Consider the following 17360-nt stretch of genomic DNA (forward strand, 5'->3'; position numbering starts at 1 on the left):
TCACATGAGCAGCACAGATATTCGCAATGAGCTTTGCAAATATGCACGCAAAACCGTAACAAATAAATTGGTCGTAGGGCCAGGCGGCAATATTAGCGCGAAATTCGAGGGTAAAATGTACCTTTCGCCAAGCGGCTTTGCCCTTGATGAAGTTGAGCCTCACCAATGGGTAGAGGTGGATATCGAGACGGGTGAAATTACGGATATCGGCCTTCGTCCGTCCTCCGAGGTGCTGATGCATCTCTATGCCTATCGCGCCAACCCGGATATCGGAGCCATCGTGCATACTCATCCGCCGTATTGCATCGCTTTTACATTAGTGGAGCAAGAGCTGCCAATTATGTTCCCGGACCAAGCGGCACTCGTTGGCAAAACGGTTTATGTGCCTTATGTTCTTCCAACCACAGATAAGCTGGCTGACGCCTATGTAGCTAAGGTGAACGAAGCAAGCTCCGTTCTGCTCGGTAACCATGGACTGGTGACATCGGGCCGCAATTTGCGCGAAGCTTATTACCGGACAGAGGTTGTAGAGGAAAGCACAAAAATTTACTTGATTGCCAAAGCCATTCGTGAGCCGAAGGTGCTGACAAAGGAAGAATTTGAAGAGATTGCATCGCTGGAGAGCGAGGCTTACCGCATCGAATTGCTGCAAAAGATGAAGTAATTCGCTTTCGCCGCGAATCGGCGTGAGCCATTACGCAAGGGGAGGATTTTGGCATGACGAAGCTTGCGACTGTGCTCGCTTTCGACCTTGGAGCCAGCAGCGGAAGGGCGCTGGTTGGCGAGCTGGTCGATGGAGGAGCGGACGGGCATAAAAAGCTGCAGGTAACGGAAATTCACCGTTTTCCGAATGAGCCGATCGCGGTGCATGGGCATTTGCATTGGGATATTTTGCGCTTGCTTCAGGAGCTTAAAACGGCAATCCGCTATGCTTTTCAGGAAGGGCACGCGCCGCAGGCATTCGGAATCGATACTTGGGGCGTGGATTTTGGCCTGCTTGATGAGAGGGGTGAGCTGCTCGGCAACCCGTATCATTACCGCGATCCGCAAACGGAAGGTATCGTGGAGGAGCTGAGCAGCCTCATCGGCAAGGATCGCTTATATGAGCAGGGCGGGCTGCAATTTATGTCCTTTAATACCATTAACCAGCTCTATGCGATGAAAAAGGCAAATTCGCCTAAGCTGGCGGCAGCGAGCACGCTGCTGCTTACGCCGGATTTGCTGGCTTACTTCCTGACAGGCGAGAAGGTATGCGAATTTACAATGGCGACCACCACGCAGCTCTACCAACCGAAAGAGCAGCGGTGGAATACGGAGCTGATGAATGAGCTGGGCATACCGAGCAGTTTGTTTCGTGAGCCGATTCATCCCGGTACGGCTTTTGGCACATTGCTGCCAGAGGTATGCGAGGAGCTTGACGTTCCGGCGATGACCGCAGTGGCAGTGGGAACACATGATACGGAATCAGCGGTCGCCGCTGTTCCGGCGGATGGAGAAAGTCCGTTTGCTTATCTGGTGTGCGGCACATGGTCGCTTCTGGGGACAGAGCTTGCTCGGCCAATCGTAACAGCTGAAGCTCAGGCGCTGGATTTTTCTAATGAAGGCGGCGTTGGCGGCACTTATCAGCTTCTTAAAAATATTATGGGACTCTGGATATTGCAGGAATGCAAGCGGGAGTGGGATGAGCAGGGGCTGGGACTTTCCTTCGCAGACATCGTTGTCCAAGCTGAGAAAGCCGAGCCGTTCCGCAGCCTTATTCATCCGGATGATGCTTCCTTCTACGCGCCATCGGGTATGGTCGGCCGCATTCAAGCCTACTGCCGCCAGACGTCGCAGCCTGTTCCGCAGACGGTAGGGGAAATCGCTCGGTGCATCGTAGAAAGCCTTGCGCTTCGGTACCGTCAGGCGCTTGAGCAGATGGAACGGCTGACGGGAGAGAGCTTCGGCGGACTGTATATGGTTGGCGGCGGCATTCAAAATAAGCTGCTATGCCAATTGACGGCGAATGCGATTGGCCGTCCGGTATGGGCAGGCCCAGTAGAAGCGAGTGCGATCGGCAATATGCTGATGCAGCTCGTTGCTCTGGGGCAATGCGCTGATTTGCGGGAAGCACGACAGCTGGTAGCCGCTTCGTTTCCCATTGAGGAATTTGCTCCCGAGCCGTCTGAGTCCTGGCACTCTGTTTATGAAACCTTTGATAGCTTAAAATACTAATGACGGCAAGTGGCCGGTTTGAATTTCTCGCCATTTATACGGGTAACGAAAGGAAGAGAAGGTATGCTAATTGGCATTTCGAAACTGATTTCTCCTGAGCTGCTTAAGGTGCTTAGCGAGATGGGGCATAGCGACGAAATCGTGCTTGCCGACGGCAATTTTCCAGGTGCGAGCCATGCGCAGCGGCTCATTCGGGCTGACGGGCACAACGTGCCTGAGCTGCTGGATGCCATATTAAAGCTGTTTCCGCTTGATCAATATGTGGAGAAACCGGCGGCGCTTATGCAGGTAGTGCCCGGCGATACGGTAGAAACACCGATTTGGGAGCAGTACCGTGCCATTATCGAGCAGCGTACCGGATTATCGGAGCCGTTCGAGCAGATGGAGCGCTTTGCTTTTTATGAGCGGGCGAAAAAAGCCTATGCGGTGATTGCGACTGGCGAAAGCGCGCTGTACGCCAACCTGATTTTGAAAAAAGGCGTAATAACGGAAGACTAACGTAGGAAATGTTGAAAAAGGCTGCATCCTGGTATCGTAGGGGATGGAGTCTTTTTCTTTTTTTTGCAACCAGTGAGATTTATTTTCGTCCATAGGTTATGGCTGTTGCTAGCGAATAGGTGGCTAAGAGCAGCGGGGGAGTACATTGACTGGTAAAGGGGATTGGTTATGAAGCTGAAAGTGATCATCGTGTTCTGCTTGGCATTAGTTATCTTCTCAACAAGCGGAGCGGATCGGCCGCTCGTGCAGAAAGCGGAAGTCTACGAACCGATGAAGATCCGCAGCGCTGCTTACCATTCTTTGTCCGAGGCAGAGCAATCAACAATCGTCGGCGATTGGAAGCAAACGGAGGTTAAAATGTTCAAATGGGTTGAGATTCCGTTTAAGCGGCAAAAAGAAGTGAGTGAAGATGTAAAGCAGGTTGTTTTTAAAACGAAATATGACGCTCTCCTTGGGCCGATTGGCATTTATGTCGACCCTAGTACGCAGCTGATTATAGGCTACGACCTTAGGGATTGAGCTGTAGAATGCTGGATCGTCATCTCGGCATGATAAACTATTCTCTTTCGGAAATATGAGTACAAACGGCGCTCAATTGCTGCAATTATCGGAAATAGATCTAAAAAGTAGATCTATGGGGGCCGAAACCGCCTAAAAAATAGAAATAGGTCTAAAAAGTAGATCTATTCCAGAAAACTCAGGCCAAAAGGGCGCTCAAATGCTGCAATTATTAGAAATAGATCTAAAAAATAGATCTATGGGGGCCGAAACCGCCCAAAATCTAGAAATAGGTCTAAAAAGTAGATCTATTTCAGAAAACTCAGGCCAAAAGGCCGCTCAAATACTGCGATTATCAGAAATAGATCTAAAAAGTAGATCTATAGGGGCTGAAACCGCCCAAAATCTAGAAATAGGTCTAAAAAGTAGATCTATCCCACCGAACTACCCTCATGTCCTCCTCAAATGGCCTCCCCAGCTCAAACTGCGTTAAATCATTTGGCTGGACAGCAAGCGCGGCATTCATTATGATTTAAATATGAAAACGTTATCAAGATGGATGCTTTATTATGCGGGCAGGGGGCCAGAGGCTTGCGCAAATCGATGTTTGTCAGCTTGTTTGCTGGATGTTTGATTATTTTGTTTTTTACGCTAACCTCGATGATTAAGGTGTTCTCTTCCAATTTGATTGAGCCCGCGCTTACATCGGAGCAGCATAACAGCTACCGGCTCGTACTGATTACAAGCGAGCTAGATACTCCGTTTTGGGCGAAGGTGGAGAAGGGGGCTATGGCGGCGGCTGAGCAATATGGTGCAAGCTTGGAGGTATGGGGCACCTACGGCTCGAATCGCGATGATTTTCTCAAAAACATCGAGGTTGCCATTGTATCCAAGGTAGATGGCATTATTGTGCAGGGATTGGATACGGATGAATTCAAAAGCTTGACCAAGGTGAAGGCAGCAAGCAGCGGCATTCCGATTATTACCGTCGCAAACGATGTTCCAATGAATGAGAGCCTGCGCCGGACGTATGTCGGTTCTGATCACTTGGAAGCAGGCAGCATGATCGCGCGCCAGCTGGTGTCAGATATGGGCTTCGCGGGCAGAGTGGTGTTAATGGTTTCGGACCGCCAGGAATATTTCCAACGCTCGCGCTTGACAGGGATCTTAAATGTGCTGAAGCCGTATCCCCAGATCGAGACGCTGATCGTTGCGGCGGGAGATTCCCGTGTGGATGTGGCCAGCGCAACGAATAAGCTGCTGAACGAGGCTCCCAACGTGGATGCTTTTATTGCCGTATCCGCGAATCACGCTGGCTCTATTATTCAGGAAATTAGCAAACGGATGCAGGTAGAGCCCTTTTATATCTATTCCTTCGATGATTCGCCGGAGACGTTAACCTTGATGCAGCAGGGCAAGATCGATGCGCTAATCGCACAATCCCCGGAGGCGATGGGAGAGCAAAGCGTCACCCATATGATCAAGTGGCTCACTGGCGAGCAGGTGCCGCTGAACCCTGACGGTTATTTTACCGATATCAAGGTGCTGCGGGCGGGGGAAACAAGATGAACAGCATTCAGCGGAAAATTTTGACCATGTCGGTTATTGTTCTTTCTATTATGGTTCTGATTTGGGTCGTGCTTACCTACTATAATCAGAAAACGCAGGAGCAATATAATGATATATTGCAGCGCTATTTGCGCATGAATGAAGTGACTGATCACAGCCACCAGACAATTATTGCTTTAAATGACTATATGCAAAAGCCATCTGCGTTGAAGCTGAGCAAGCTTGACCAGAACAAAAAAAACATGCTAATGGCAAAGCTGCAGACGGTCACGCTGCGGAATAAGGACAACGCGTTTACGCTGACGAGTTATATTAATATGATTGATAGCCTGGTCGCTTCGGCGGATCTGACAGTCATGTTTCTCGGACAAGGAAACGCGGAGCAATCGGCCGAGAAGTTCGAGGAAGCCACCCGAATTGACAAATATATAGCCGAGACGACGATTACTCTAATTGACAAGGAAGTAAGGACGTACGATGCGTTTTACCGCGGCATTATTGAGCAAAGCACAGAGCTGAAAAGGCTTGGCGCTTGGCTGCTCTCCTTGATTACGATTATACTATTGTTATTTACCTACTGGTTTTCCCTCAGCATTACCCGGCCGATTCAGAAGTTGACGGTGGCTGCCAAGGAGCTGTCCCGCGGACGCTTCGACAAGCCGATTGAAGTGCACTCCAACGATGAAATTTCATTCCTCGCGAAGACGTTTGACCGGATGCGCGTAAATATCAACAATTTAATCTCCGAGATTCAACAGAAGGCGCAGCTTGAGAGCGAGCTGCAGCAAAGCAAGCTGCTCCTGAAGGAAAGCCAGCTGATCAGCCTGCAAAGCCAGATTAACCCCCACTTCTTGTTTAACACCCTAGATACCCTATCTAAGAAAGCTTATCTCGATGGTTCTGAAGAAACAAGCGATTTAATAGCAAGCGTCGCAGGCTTGCTGCGCTATAATTTGCGCCGTCTGGACCGGGCCGTCACGCTGGAAGAAGAGCTTTCAGTTGCTTTGAAATATATTGAGATTCAAAGTGCTCGCTTCACCGATCGGCTTCGATTTGAGCAGGAGGTGGATGAGAGCTGCCTTCAGCTCAAGCTTCCCTGCCTTACACTTCAGCCTATTATTGAAAACGCGGTCATTCATGCTGTGGAGCCGCTTGAAGATGGGGGGAGCATAACGCTGCGCATTTATGAAAGAGAGCAACGCGTTTGGGTTGAAATTGAGGACGACGGAGCAGGCATGACGGCTGAGAAGGTCAATCATATTTTGATGGAGGGCGGAAACGCCGATGGTCTGGGCCACTCCACGGGAATCGGCTTCAGCAACGTGGTTAAGCGGCTGCGATTGTTCGTCGGTGCTGAAGATGTCATTTCCATTGACAGTGAACCCGGCTGCGGAACCAAGGTCACGATAAAAATACCACTAGCGGGGAGCGAAGGCTAGCATGCTTAAACTATTAATTGTGGATGACGAACAGGTGGAGCGCGAAGGCTTGCAGGCGATTTTGCACAAGGGCTTTCCCACCTGTGAATTTAAGCAAGCGAGAAACGGCGCTAAAGCGATTGAGTCGGCGAGCGAGTGGCAGCCGGACCTTATTCTCATGGATATTAAAATGCCTGGGGTAAACGGAATTGAAGCCATTGAGCGGATATCGGCCTTTTTGCCGGATGCAAAATTTATTATGGTAACGGCTTACGATACGTTTGATTATGCCCGCAAAGCGATTAAGCTGGGAGTTAAAGATTATTTGCTCAAGCCTAGCAAGGCGAGTGAAATTGTAGCCGTTATCGGCAAGGTTATCGATGAAATTGTGCAGGAGAAAACCATGGTGGAGCAGCGTTTGCTTGAAGAGGAGAAGCTGCGGAAGATGATGCCGCTCGTGGAATCCGATATTGTAACGCAGCTGCTGTTCGACCATGTCCATGAAGTACATATTGATGACATGCTGCAGATGCTTGGAGGCGAAATTACGAGTGAGGCTTTTGTCATGCTCGTGATGCTGCCAAGCGAAGGAGCGCCAGAAGCACTCTATTGCGCGTTGAAAACAAAGATAAGAGAGGTAGGAAAAGGCTGGGTAGGAGCCATGTCGGGCCGTCAAATTCCGATTATCGTGTTCCGCGAGGCGGCCAAAACGTTCCGTGCGCAGGCGGCATCGATAGTGCAGCAGCTTCTGCTGCTGCAGCGTTCCGCAGGCGGCGACTTTTTCATAGGCATCGGTGGCTGTTACGCGGGACTTGGCAATGTTCGGTTATCCTACCAAGAAGCACTGCTTGCAAGTGCGAATACGGAACAGCCTGCCAAGCATCAATTTTACGGAGAGATGGATAGGGAAGGCACTTTCGGAAGCGGTTATCAGGACAAAGAAACAGAGAAGCAGTTCGTCGACCGAATTCGTTTAGGGCAATGGCCGGAGGTGCGGAAAATGATTATGGGCTTAATTAACCGCTGTGACCAGAATCAGGCTTCCTTGACGGAATCGGGGCAATATGTGCTGGAGCGGCTATGGATCATCTCCCGCGTGGCCATGGAAATGGGAATTGAGATTGAGAAGCCGTTATTTTCCTTTCAAGTACGTCAATATCAGCAGCTGCGCGCCGAAACCGAGAGTTTGCTCAGCAAAATGATGTCTACGATTGAAGCCCATCAAGCAAATGTACAGCCTGATGCGGTTGGAAGAATGAAGCAGTATATTATGGAGCATTCCGAGAAAGAGATCTCCTTGGAGATGATGGCGAATCGAATAGGGCTGAGCCCCTTTTATATGAGCAAGATGTTCAAGGATCAGGAGGGCGTCAACTATATCGATTTTCTCACCGAGTGCAGAATTGAGAAAGCGAAGAAGCTGATGGCTGACCCCGAGCGCAGCTTAAAGGAGATCACGTTTGAAGTGGGCTATAACGATCCCAATTATTTCAGCAAGGTGTTCAAAAAGGTGTGCGGCGCATCCCCAACCGATTACCGACGGGCGATTATAGGCAGTAAGCGATGAGAGGGCAGTCCATCTTAAAAAAATGCAGATGATCGCAAAAGAGTGCTGGAAGTGGTTCGCTCGCCGCTTCCAGACGTATGCTATATTTGAAAATGTAAGCAGTTACATTTCGTGAGATAAGGGAGCGAAGAAAATGGGGAAACGTTTGACAAGAGGCGGGGTTGTATCCATTGCATTAGCTTTGATTCTGGTGCTGTCAGCCTGCTCAGGCGGCAACGGCAATGGGAAAGAAAATTCTGGATCCGGCACGAAAGAAACGACCGGGAAGGCGAACAATGCCAAGTCCGGAGATGAAAAGCTGGTCATTGGCTTCTCGCTGGATACGCTTCAAGAGGAACGCTGGCAGCGTGACCGCGATTTGTTCATAGCGGCAGCCGAAGCACTGGGCGCGAAAGTAGAAGTACAGGCCGCGAACAGCGATGACGCGAAGCAAATCTCGCAAGCGGAAAATCTGATCAGCCAAGGCGTCGATGTGCTGGTCGTTGTTCCCCATAATGCGGAAGCTACCGCGGCTATCGTAGAAAAAGCCCATGCGGCAGGCATTAAAGTGCTAGCCTATGACCGCTTGATCAAAAACTCTGACCTCGATCTGTATATCTCATTCGATAACGAAAAAGTAGGCGAAATGCAGGCGGAGGCGATCGTGAAGCTGGCGCCAAAAGGAAAATTCGTTTACATTGGCGGCTCGGAAACCGATAATAATGCTCATTTGTTCAAAAAAGGCGCGTTCAATATTTTGCAGCCGCTCATTGACAGCGGTGACATTCAGGTCGTATTCGACCAATGGACGAAGGATTGGAATCCGGCGAACGCACTTACGAATATGGAGAATGCGCTTACAGCAAATGATAATAAAGTCGATGCCGTCGTCGCAGCGAATGACGGTACGGCAGGCGGTGTTATTCAGGCGTTGGCCGCTCAAGGGCTCTCCGGCAAAATTCCAGTATCCGGCCAAGACGCCGAGCTTGCAGCAGCACAGCGTATCGTGGAAGGCACGCAAACGATGACGGTTTACAAGCCGATCAAGGATTTGGCTGAGAAAGCAGCCGAGCTTGCGGTGAAGCTGGCTAATGGCGAGGACGTTGGCGCGGATAAGTCGGTCAATAACGGTAAAATCGATGTTCCTTCGGTCTTGCTTGATCCCGTTGCAGTCGACAAATCCAATATCGATGCGACAGTCATTGCGGACGGCTTCCATTCCAAAGAAGATGTTTACAAAAACGTGAAATAGAGGTTTGCGACGAAGAATGAGGGGATGAAGCGATGGGCAATATGACGCGTCTCCCCTCTTTGTTATTTTCGGAGGTGTTCAAGGGATGACGGCTGCATTAGAGATGCGCAACATTACAAAACAATTTCCAGGCGTTAAAGCGCTGAACGACGTAACCTTTTCGGTAAAAAAAGGAGAGGTGCATGCGTTATGCGGCGAGAACGGCGCCGGCAAGTCCACCTTGATGAAGGTGCTTAGCGGGCTTTATCCGCATGGCACCTACGATGGGCAAATCATGATCAACGGAGAAGAGAAGCGCTTTGGCAAAATTAAAGATGCAGAAGAAGCGGGCATCGCCATCATCTATCAGGAGCTTGCCCTTGTGAAGGAACTGTCGATCGGCGAGAACTTGTTCCTTGGCAAGGAGCCGGCAGTCTTTGGCATCATTAACTGGGAACGGGTATTCAAAGAAAGCGAGCGGTGGCTGAAAGAGGTTGGCCTGCATGACGTGAATCCGGAGCAACCGATCGGTGGGCTCGGGATCGGAAAGCAGCAGCAGATTGAGATCGCCAAAGCGCTGTCCAAGCGGGCAAATATCCTTATTTTAGATGAGCCGACAGCAGCATTGACGGAGCAGGAGGTCGAGATACTGCTCGGCATTTTGCGGGAGTTCAAGAAGCGGGACGTTACCTGTATTTATATCTCACACAAGCTTAATGAGGTATTTGCGATTGCGGATACAGTAACAGTTCTCCGTGACGGACAGACGGTGGGCACCTACCCAATCGCCGAAGTCAACGAGGATAAAGTCATTTCGCTTATGGTAGGACGAGAGCTCAAGGAGCGCTTTCCTAGAGTGGCAGCAATTCCAGGCGAGATCGTGTTGAAGGTAACGGACTACACCGTTATGAATCCCGAGCGTCAGGGGAAGAAGGTTATTGACAATCTAAGCTTTGAGCTGCGCAAGGGTGAGATTCTAGGTATTGCCGGGTTGATGGGAGCGGGCAGAACGGAGCTTGTCATGAGTTTGTTTGGCTCCTATGGCGGGCAAAACCAAGGGACGATTGAAATTGAGGGCAAGCGAGTCAAGCTCAAAAATACCCAACAAGCGATCAAGGCAGGCTTGGCGCTTGTATCGGAGGATCGGAAAAAATACGGCCTTGTGCTTGGCATGGATATCAAAAGCAATGTGAGCTTAGCGAGTCTTGGCGCGATTTCCTCTGGCGGCATTCTTCGCCCAAATGAAGAAATTGCGGCAGGCAATCAATATTTGCGCTCGCTGCGCGTGAAGGCGAATTCAGTGGAGACGATTGTCGGCACGTTGAGCGGAGGCAATCAACAAAAAGTGGTGCTCGGCAAATGGCTGATGACGGTTCCGAAAATATTGATTTTGGATGAGCCGACCCGCGGGATTGACGTAGGCGCCAAATTCGAAATTTACAACATTATGAATGAATTGATCGCGCAGGGCGTTTCCATCATTATGGTATCCTCGGAGCTGCCGGAGCTGCTTGGCATGAGCCACCGGATTATGGTTATTGCGGAGGGCAAGCATATGGGGGAATTTGCCGCTGAGGAAGCGACACAGGAAATGATCATGACGGCTGCCACAGGAGGAAAAGGACGATGAGCATGAATCAAGAAACGGTATTGAACCAAACGAAAACAAAGAGGCGTCCGAATTGGTTTAAATTCGATGCCCGTGCCTATACGATGATCGGAGCGCTATTGTCCATTTGGGTGTTGTTTTCATTGCTGCATGAGCGCTTCTTGTCGCCAACGAATATATCAAATTTATTTTTGCAAATGTCGGTAACGTCTATTCTGGCTATCGGCATGGTGCTCGTTATCGTTGCCGGCCAGATTGATTTGTCGGTAGGTTCGCTTGTGGGGTTGACCGGGGGCATCGCAGCGATCCTGAACGTATGGTACGAATGGAACACGATTCCGGTTATTATAGCTACTTTGGCCATCGGTGCTGCAATCGGCTTCATTCAGGGCTGGATCATCGCTTACCGGGCGGTTCCGGCGTTTATAGTCACCTTAGGCGGGATGCTTATCTTCCGGGGCATTTTGTTTGGGACGACAGGAAGTGTGACGATCGCTCCGCTGACGCCTTCCATGAAAGCGATCGGACAATCTTATGTAGGCGATCTGATTGGCTGGATTTTTGGCATTGCCGCTTTGGCGGTGGCTGGTTATTTGGTTATGCGCAAGCGTACGGCTAGAGCGAAATTCGGGTTCGATGTCGAGCCTTTTGCGGTAAGCGTGCTGCGTTTGGGTGTCATTGGTGCGCTTGTCATCGGCTTCGTGTATTTGATGAACAGCTATAAGGGCATTCCTGTTCCCTTTGTTATGGTCATCGTACTGGCGCTCATTTTCACCTTCATATCGAAAAATACGACGTTCGGACGTCAAGTATATGCTATCGGCGGAAATGCCGAGGCTGCGCGTCTATCAGGCATCAACATCAAGCGGCGCATCCTGCTGGTATTCGTCCTCTGTAATACGTTAGCTGCGATTGCTGCGCTTGTTCTGACCGCCCGACTGAATGCGGCAACGATGAGCTCCGGGCAAAACTATGAGCTGGATGCCATTGCGGCATGCGTAATCGGGGGAACAAGCCTGATGGGCGGTACCGGTACCATCGTCGGGGCCATTATTGGAGCGCTCGTTATGGCGAGCTTGGACAACGGCATGAGCTTAATGAATCTAGAGTCCTTTTGGCAGTATATTGTCAAAGGCGGCATTCTCATTCTCGCGGTGTATGTGGACATTTATACGAGGCAGCGGAAGAAGGTTTGAGTTTACAGCAAGTCAGCAAGAAGCTGGAGGATCAGGGAGGCGCATTTGATAAATGCACCTCCCGTTTCTTTGGAAAATATAAGAATTTATAAGTTTGTTAGCCTATCCGTTCAAATAGTCCTCGCGCAATAAGCCGTAGTAGTCTATATCCTCGTAGTTATCCCATTTCAAATAATGCTGCAAAAAAGTGCCCTCATACTTCATTCCCGCTTTTTTCATGACGCTGGATGAAGCGGGGTTCTTGCTCATTGCTGCCGCATGAATTTTGTGGAGCCCAAGCTCTTCGAAGGCGAATTGAATAATTCTCCGAACTCCCTCGGTTATAAATCCTTGATTCCAGTATGGCTTGCCCAGCCAATAGCCGAGTTCGGCTCTGTTGCTGCTCTTGTTAATCTGCATGCCAATCGATCCCATAAATGCTTCTTTCTCTTTGTGGATGACCGCAAAAGAGTAACCGTCTCCGTCGCCTGCAACCTCTGCGCGATGTAGAATAAAGCTGACAGCGCTACCTTTAGGGTAGGGATAAGGAATGTTAAGAGTCGTTCGCGCTACCTCGTAGTCGTCGATTAAGAGCTCCATTGCGTCAGCATCTTTTTCCTCTAGCTGCCTCAGTATCAATCGATCTGTTGTTAATAACGACATGATATCCCTCCTAAAGGTGAAATTTTATTTATTATAAACGAATCTTCGAGCAATAGTAAGTGAAAAGAAATGAGAAGTAAAAAAATATTCAATGTAGTTTAATCGGGTACAGACTTCAGATAACCCCTTATTAGGCGAACCGTTTTTCGACCATGCAAAAATGCTGTGACCCCTTGTGCAGCAAGGAATTATCCCATGTTTTCACTTCGCCTTTGTTGCTCTGTTTTCGTATAACTCTGATGTTCTCAGCTACTCCTTACTTGGGAATAGGAAGGTTAAATTCCAATATATTGAAGGATTTTGTAGGTTACTGTCGAATAGTAGATGGTGATTAAGAACCATTTGATATAGGTATAAGATTCCGAGTTGGGGAGGCCAATAAATGAACTGTCATCGAATGTGCCTGTAGACTGCTATAACATTTGAAGTGCCAATACCGTCTTTCACGGAGTGTTTATTGTGCTGATAATTGGTGCATTGCTTGTGTTGCCATGTGGTTAATGAAGACAGTCGGATATCCCGATATCTGTTAGCCACCGATTATGTGCTGAAATGAGGAGATGAACGATGAGGCTGTTTGAACTGCTGTTGCTATTATCAAACGTCGAATTGCTTGCGCTGTCGATCTTGAGGAGAAGCAAATACAAGCTGCTACTTGCCACAAGCGGTGCAAGCGTTTTGCTGTTAATAATCCATTTGTTAGTAGAAGGTTTACGCGTCCAGCTTCTTTTTCCGTATTGCTATACGCTCGTTATGTTCACGATTTCGATCTACCGTTTTTCTAAGCAAACTCCTTCTCGTTCTAGGCATAAAGCATGGGGTGCTGCCGGGTACAGCTTGATTGCGCTCATGCTCGCTGCGACAGGGGCACTGATGTACCTATTCCCTCTATTCAAGCTGCCAGAGCCAACGGGAAACCTCAAGATTGGCACACAAACCTTCCATTTTATCGATGAAAAGCGGGAAGAGCTATTCGCCGAAGCTCCGGGTGGAAAGCGGGAAATAATGGTCCAAATCTGGTATCCCGCGCATAATACAAGCGGAAAGCCATATCCCTTTCTGCCCAATGCAGATCAATTATTGAAGGTGGAGCCTCTATCGTCCGCGATCGGCCTCCCTGTGATGTTCATGAGTTATCTGAAGCAAATCCCGACCCATTCCTACGCAAACGCCGAGGCCGCTAACTCGAGTGAGGCTTATCCATTGGTACTGCTAAATCATGGTTTCGGCATGTCGAAGATATACCAGACCTCCCAAGCCGAAAATCTCGCCAGCCATGGATACATCGTTGCTTCCATCGACCATACATACAGCACCTTCGGTACCGTATTTCCAGACGGTACGTTGACCTTACTTCGAACCTATGAAGAACAGTTTATCGACAAGGAGTATCGTGACCTGGTAGGCAAAACCTGGACGGACGATGTTCTCTTCACGCTAGATCAGCTTGAGCGAATGAATGCGGGCGAAATTCCAAGCAAGGTTGAAGGCAAGATGGATCTTGATCATATCGGTGTCTTCGGGCATTCCTTCGGTGGAGCCGCGTCGTACGATGCTACTTACGATCCCCGGATCAAAGCGGGTATTAATCTAGATGGCTCGTTATACCGGACCGATCGAGCCGGCTCGTCAAAGCCATTTATGTATATGCTGGCAGAGCGAACCTTCGACCTTTATTACAAGGCCCGGCAGGATTACGTATATAGCGATGAAGAGCTAGAAGAGATGGGGGCAAATGACCGGGAAGTATTTGAGGAACAACTTCAGGAAGTTAAAGTAGAGGGCCAGCATTTCGCTAACACGGCCAAGAATGGCGGACAAGTTGTATACATCGAGAACTCCGAGCACTATAACTTTACGGATATGCAGTTGCTTAGCCCTCTTTTTCGGTTCATAAATTTAGCAGGCTCCATCTCTCCAGCACGCGCCACGTCCATCGTGAACGCGTATACGCTGGATTTCTTCAACAAATATTTGAAGAACCAAGGCGGGAGGTTGGTTGAGGGACCAACTGGCGATTATCCTGAGGTGAAGTTCGGAACAACGTTATTTGCGGAGGGCAATCTCCATTGATAGATGTCTGGAAAACATGGTAAATGAAAACCAGTTTTCAAAAAAGGGCAGACTCCGCCAATTATAGAAATACGTCACGAATACTTGCTTATTCGTAAGGTTACACCAGAGGATGAATTGTAACTCGGATGGAATGGGACGAGAGCCACCAAAAATGGGCAACCGACACGCATGCAGGAACAGAAGGGGCGAGTTTTCGCTCCTTTTTTTTGTTGCTTTGCTGCACGCTGCTCTTCGTAACCTCCGGAGGCTTTCACTCCCACACCTCGACGGGACAATGCCCTTTCATTCCTTGGTTACGCCTTTCCAGATGGAGTCGTCTTACAAAATTGTAAGGTAGATGCAAGGCAAATCGATAGCTTAGGCCAGCCTGGCAGGATAATATTAGAAAAAACGAAAATAGAAATGTTTCAAAAGGAGAATCGAGATGAGACTGCTTGAACTGTTGCTTTTTTTGTCAAACATCGGGTTGTTTGCATTAACATTCCTATTAAAAAAAGGACGGCGGGAAATTCCAATATTCGTTGCAAGCGGGATTGCTACACTTTTACTGGTCATTCATTGGACGGTGGAAGGATACAGAGTTCAGCTATTTTTCGCATATGGCATAACGATCATTTTTTTAGCCACATCCGGATATCGCTGTTTTAAAAAGAGCTCCCCCAAAAAAATCCCGCGATACCTATTGGGTACAGCAAATACCGCTATAGCGATAATGCTGCTCGCAACAGCGGGTCTTATGTATGTTTTCCCTGTATTTAAACTACCCGAACCGATAGGCGAATTTAAGGTAGGAACGCAAACTTTTCATTTCGTGGATCCAAAGAGGGAAGAGATTTTCGGAGATGGCAGTGAGGATAAGAGAGAATTGATGGTTCAGGTATGGTATCCGGCTCAAGCGGTCACCGGCAAGTACGCTCCCTTTATTCCCGATACCGGGATTTTAAGTTATATGGCCGCGAACTATGCCCTTCCCGGATTTACTTTTCAACACCTGAAGTACGTATCCAGTCATGCTTATTCTGAGGCCGAAGTTTCTTCGGCACAGACTTCATACCCGCTGATCCTTGCGAATCCCGGGTTCGGCTCTTCCAGATTCCTCCATACGTCGCAAGCCGAAAATCTCGCGAGTCACGGATATATCGTGGCAGTGATCGACCACACCTACAATACATTTGCAACCGAGTTTCCGGACGGTCGAATCACGACCATCACAACCAGCGACTTATTCTCGCCCGACCATGATTACCGGACGGAAATCGGAAATCGCGACAAGTTGGGAAAAGTTTTAACCAACGATGTGGCATTAGCGCTGGACCAATTCGAGCTCATCCAATCGGGGCAGTTGCCAAGTCGTCTAAAAGGGAGGATTGATCTCGCCCATGTCGGGGTGTTCGGTCATTCTATCGGCGGAGCGACGGCCTATGACGCTTCTTACGATCCGCGAATCGCGGTTGGAATAGACTTAGACGGAGCGCTTTATCGACTGCGTGAGAGAGTGGCTCTGCGTAAGCCGTTCTTGTTCATGAACTCGGAAAGCGAATTCGAAAGATTAAAAATGGTGAAGGATAACCATGTCTACACGAATGCAGAGCTTAACCGTATGGGCAACACAAGAGAGTGGATGGATCAAGTAACAGAAGACAAAAAGGTCGAGCTTGAACGGATGCGCGAAACGATTGCCGCAGGGGGACAATTCCTCTATATCGAGAATACGGAGCATTTGAATTTTACCGACGTACAGTTCATTTCCCCGATTTTTAAAATGCTGGGTGTTACAGGAAAGACTGCACCCGATAGAGTGAACTCCGTTATCAATGCTTATATGCTGGATTTCTTCGATATTTATCTGAAAAATCAAGGCGGAATCTTAATGAAAGGATCGGATAGCCGCTTTCCGGAAGTGAAGCTTGTAACCTCAATATTATAAATGATGGAACAGGAACAGAAAAATACTTTGCGCTACCTTGAACGATAGTTGAACAAGAGCAGTTACTACGGCGACTGCTCTTTTTTTCGGTAAGCACCTTTTGTAAAATACAGTTTTCTTACGAATGCAAAAATATGGTTTAATTATGATACGCCAGAGAAAAAACAAATGGTGGTGAAGAGATGATCTACATAACTGGAGATATTCATGGAACAAACAGTGTGGCCAAACGACTAAATACTAAAAATTTTCCAAAGCAACGTGTGCTAACTAAGAAAGACTACGTTATCATCACAGGAGATTTCGGATTAATATGGAATCTTGATGCTGAAGACCAGTTTTGGTTAAAGTGGCTAAATAAACAGAAAACATTTACTACACTTTTTATTGATGGAAATCATGAAAATTTTGATCTGTTAGAGAGTTATCCAGTTGAAGAGTGGTGCGGGGGTAAAGTACATAGGCTCAACGATAGTGTTATCCACCTGATGAGAGGCCAAGTGTTTAAGATCGATGGATTCAAATTCTTCACTTTCGGTGGAGCTGCTTCGCATGATAAGGAATATCGTACAGAGGGAAAGTCCTGGTGGAGAAGAGAGATGCCTTCACAAGCAGAATATGAGGAAGGTATTCGAAGTCTTGAAAGGAATAACTGGATCGTTGACTATGTCTTGACACATACGTGCACAATTAATGCTTTGGAGTGGCTAACAAGTAGATATGGTTTGAAATACGAGGTAGATCATATGCATAATTTCTTTCAAGATATTCAGAAACGACTTGCATATCGTAAATGGTATTTCGGGCATTTGTAAATGCTAATCTAAACATGTACAGAAGTGCTTGAATAATAATGTACAACTTTGACGAGATGAAACATACTGGTCTCAAGGGAGAGATGAGTATGTACATCACGTTGAATGTTCAATCCAACAT

At 48.3% G+C, this 17360-nt stretch carries 14 protein-coding genes; 13 read left to right on the forward strand and 1 reads right to left on the reverse strand.

Features of this window, described 5'->3' with window-relative positions:
- The first annotated feature begins 4 nt into the window (after positions 1-4).
- The 10 genes from E0496_RS25285 to E0496_RS25330 all read left to right on the forward strand — a co-directional run bounded on the left by E0496_RS25285 (position 5) and on the right by E0496_RS25330 (position 11779).
- Positions 5-664, forward strand: a complete 660-nt coding sequence (locus E0496_RS25285) for a class II aldolase/adducin family protein (protein WP_076266723.1) — start codon at positions 5-7, stop codon at positions 662-664.
- 53 nt (positions 665-717) lie between these two features.
- Positions 718-2214: a rhamnulokinase gene (locus E0496_RS25290; RefSeq protein ID WP_141504534.1), complete on the forward strand. Its 1497-nt coding sequence runs from the start codon at positions 718-720 to the stop codon at positions 2212-2214.
- A 63-nt stretch (positions 2215-2277) separates the two neighbouring features.
- Complete coding sequence (fucU, locus tag E0496_RS25295; RefSeq protein WP_141504535.1) at positions 2278-2712, forward strand: L-fucose mutarotase; 435 nt, start codon at positions 2278-2280, stop codon at positions 2710-2712.
- A gap of 168 nt (positions 2713-2880) precedes the next feature.
- A complete protein-coding gene (locus tag E0496_RS25300; RefSeq protein WP_141504536.1) occupies positions 2881-3231 on the forward strand; it encodes a hypothetical protein in 351 nt (116 codons plus the stop codon).
- A gap of 534 nt (positions 3232-3765) precedes the next feature.
- Positions 3766-4779, forward strand: coding sequence for a substrate-binding domain-containing protein (locus E0496_RS25305; RefSeq protein ID WP_241674987.1), 1014 nt, complete (start codon positions 3766-3768; stop codon positions 4777-4779).
- Positions 4776-6218, forward strand: a complete 1443-nt coding sequence (locus tag E0496_RS25310) for a sensor histidine kinase (RefSeq protein ID WP_141504537.1) — start codon at positions 4776-4778, stop codon at positions 6216-6218. The genes E0496_RS25305 and E0496_RS25310 overlap by 4 nt, the downstream gene beginning before the upstream one ends.
- Position 6219: 1 nt before the next feature.
- Positions 6220-7764, forward strand: a complete 1545-nt coding sequence (locus E0496_RS25315) for a response regulator (protein ID WP_141504538.1) — start codon at positions 6220-6222, stop codon at positions 7762-7764.
- 133 nt (positions 7765-7897) lie between these two features.
- Entirely contained in the window at positions 7898-8995 is a 1098-nt protein-coding gene (gene xylF, locus E0496_RS25320) for a D-xylose ABC transporter substrate-binding protein (RefSeq protein ID WP_139992543.1), read from the forward strand.
- Between the two features lie 85 nt (positions 8996-9080).
- The gene (locus E0496_RS25325) at positions 9081-10604 is read left to right on the forward strand and encodes a xylose ABC transporter ATP-binding protein (protein WP_141504539.1); all 1524 of its coding nucleotides are present in this window, start codon (positions 9081-9083) and stop codon (positions 10602-10604) included.
- Positions 10605-10606: 2 nt separating this feature from the next.
- Entirely contained in the window at positions 10607-11779 is a 1173-nt protein-coding gene (locus tag E0496_RS25330; protein WP_175598118.1) for a sugar ABC transporter permease, read from the forward strand.
- 102 nt (positions 11780-11881) lie between these two features.
- Here E0496_RS25330 and E0496_RS25335 read toward each other — a convergent pair whose 3' ends face one another.
- Positions 11882-12421 (reverse strand): GNAT family N-acetyltransferase, encoded by a 540-nt coding sequence (locus tag E0496_RS25335; protein WP_241674988.1) that lies wholly within the window; start codon positions 12419-12421, stop codon positions 11882-11884.
- 567 nt (positions 12422-12988) lie between these two features.
- On the opposite strand from E0496_RS25335, the gene E0496_RS25340 reads away from it, so the two are divergent.
- The 3 genes from E0496_RS25340 (at position 12989) to E0496_RS25350 (ending at position 17239) form a co-directional block, all read left to right on the forward strand.
- A complete protein-coding gene (locus E0496_RS25340) occupies positions 12989-14494 on the forward strand; it encodes an alpha/beta hydrolase family protein (RefSeq protein ID WP_141504542.1) in 1506 nt (501 codons plus the stop codon).
- Between the two features lie 427 nt (positions 14495-14921).
- Positions 14922-16424 (forward strand): alpha/beta hydrolase family protein, encoded by a 1503-nt coding sequence (locus E0496_RS25345; RefSeq protein ID WP_141504543.1) that lies wholly within the window; start codon positions 14922-14924, stop codon positions 16422-16424.
- Between the two features lie 182 nt (positions 16425-16606).
- Positions 16607-17239 carry a metallophosphoesterase family protein gene (locus E0496_RS25350; protein ID WP_241674989.1) on the forward strand — a complete coding sequence of 211 codons (633 nt, stop codon included), beginning with the start codon at positions 16607-16609 and terminating at the stop codon, positions 17237-17239.
- Positions 17240-17360: the final 121 nt, after the last annotated feature.

Source organism: Paenibacillus luteus, from assembly GCF_006542765.1.
Classification (GTDB): Bacteria; Bacillota; Bacilli; order Paenibacillales; family Paenibacillaceae; genus Pristimantibacillus; species Pristimantibacillus luteus.

Coding starts and splice junctions, on each gene's coding strand:
- E0496_RS25285 (WP_076266723.1), top strand. CDS start 5: ATGAGCAGCACAGATATTCGCAATGAGCTTTGCAAATATGCACGCAAA.
- E0496_RS25290 (WP_141504534.1), top strand. CDS start 718: ATGACGAAGCTTGCGACTGTGCTCGCTTTCGACCTTGGAGCCAGCAGC.
- fucU (WP_141504535.1), top strand. CDS start 2,278: ATGCTAATTGGCATTTCGAAACTGATTTCTCCTGAGCTGCTTAAGGTG.
- E0496_RS25300 (WP_141504536.1), top strand. CDS start 2,881: ATGAAGCTGAAAGTGATCATCGTGTTCTGCTTGGCATTAGTTATCTTC.
- E0496_RS25305 (WP_241674987.1), top strand. CDS start 3,766: ATGGATGCTTTATTATGCGGGCAGGGGGCCAGAGGCTTGCGCAAATCG.
- E0496_RS25310 (WP_141504537.1), top strand. CDS start 4,776: ATGAACAGCATTCAGCGGAAAATTTTGACCATGTCGGTTATTGTTCTT.
- E0496_RS25315 (WP_141504538.1), top strand. CDS start 6,220: ATGCTTAAACTATTAATTGTGGATGACGAACAGGTGGAGCGCGAAGGC.
- xylF (WP_139992543.1), top strand. CDS start 7,898: ATGGGGAAACGTTTGACAAGAGGCGGGGTTGTATCCATTGCATTAGCT.
- E0496_RS25325 (WP_141504539.1), top strand. CDS start 9,081: ATGACGGCTGCATTAGAGATGCGCAACATTACAAAACAATTTCCAGGC.
- E0496_RS25330 (WP_175598118.1), top strand. CDS start 10,607: ATGAATCAAGAAACGGTATTGAACCAAACGAAAACAAAGAGGCGTCCG.
- E0496_RS25335 (WP_241674988.1), bottom strand. CDS start 12,421: ATGTCGTTATTAACAACAGATCGATTGATACTGAGGCAGCTAGAGGAA.
- E0496_RS25340 (WP_141504542.1), top strand. CDS start 12,989: ATGAGGCTGTTTGAACTGCTGTTGCTATTATCAAACGTCGAATTGCTT.
- E0496_RS25345 (WP_141504543.1), top strand. CDS start 14,922: ATGAGACTGCTTGAACTGTTGCTTTTTTTGTCAAACATCGGGTTGTTT.
- E0496_RS25350 (WP_241674989.1), top strand. CDS start 16,607: ATGATCTACATAACTGGAGATATTCATGGAACAAACAGTGTGGCCAAA.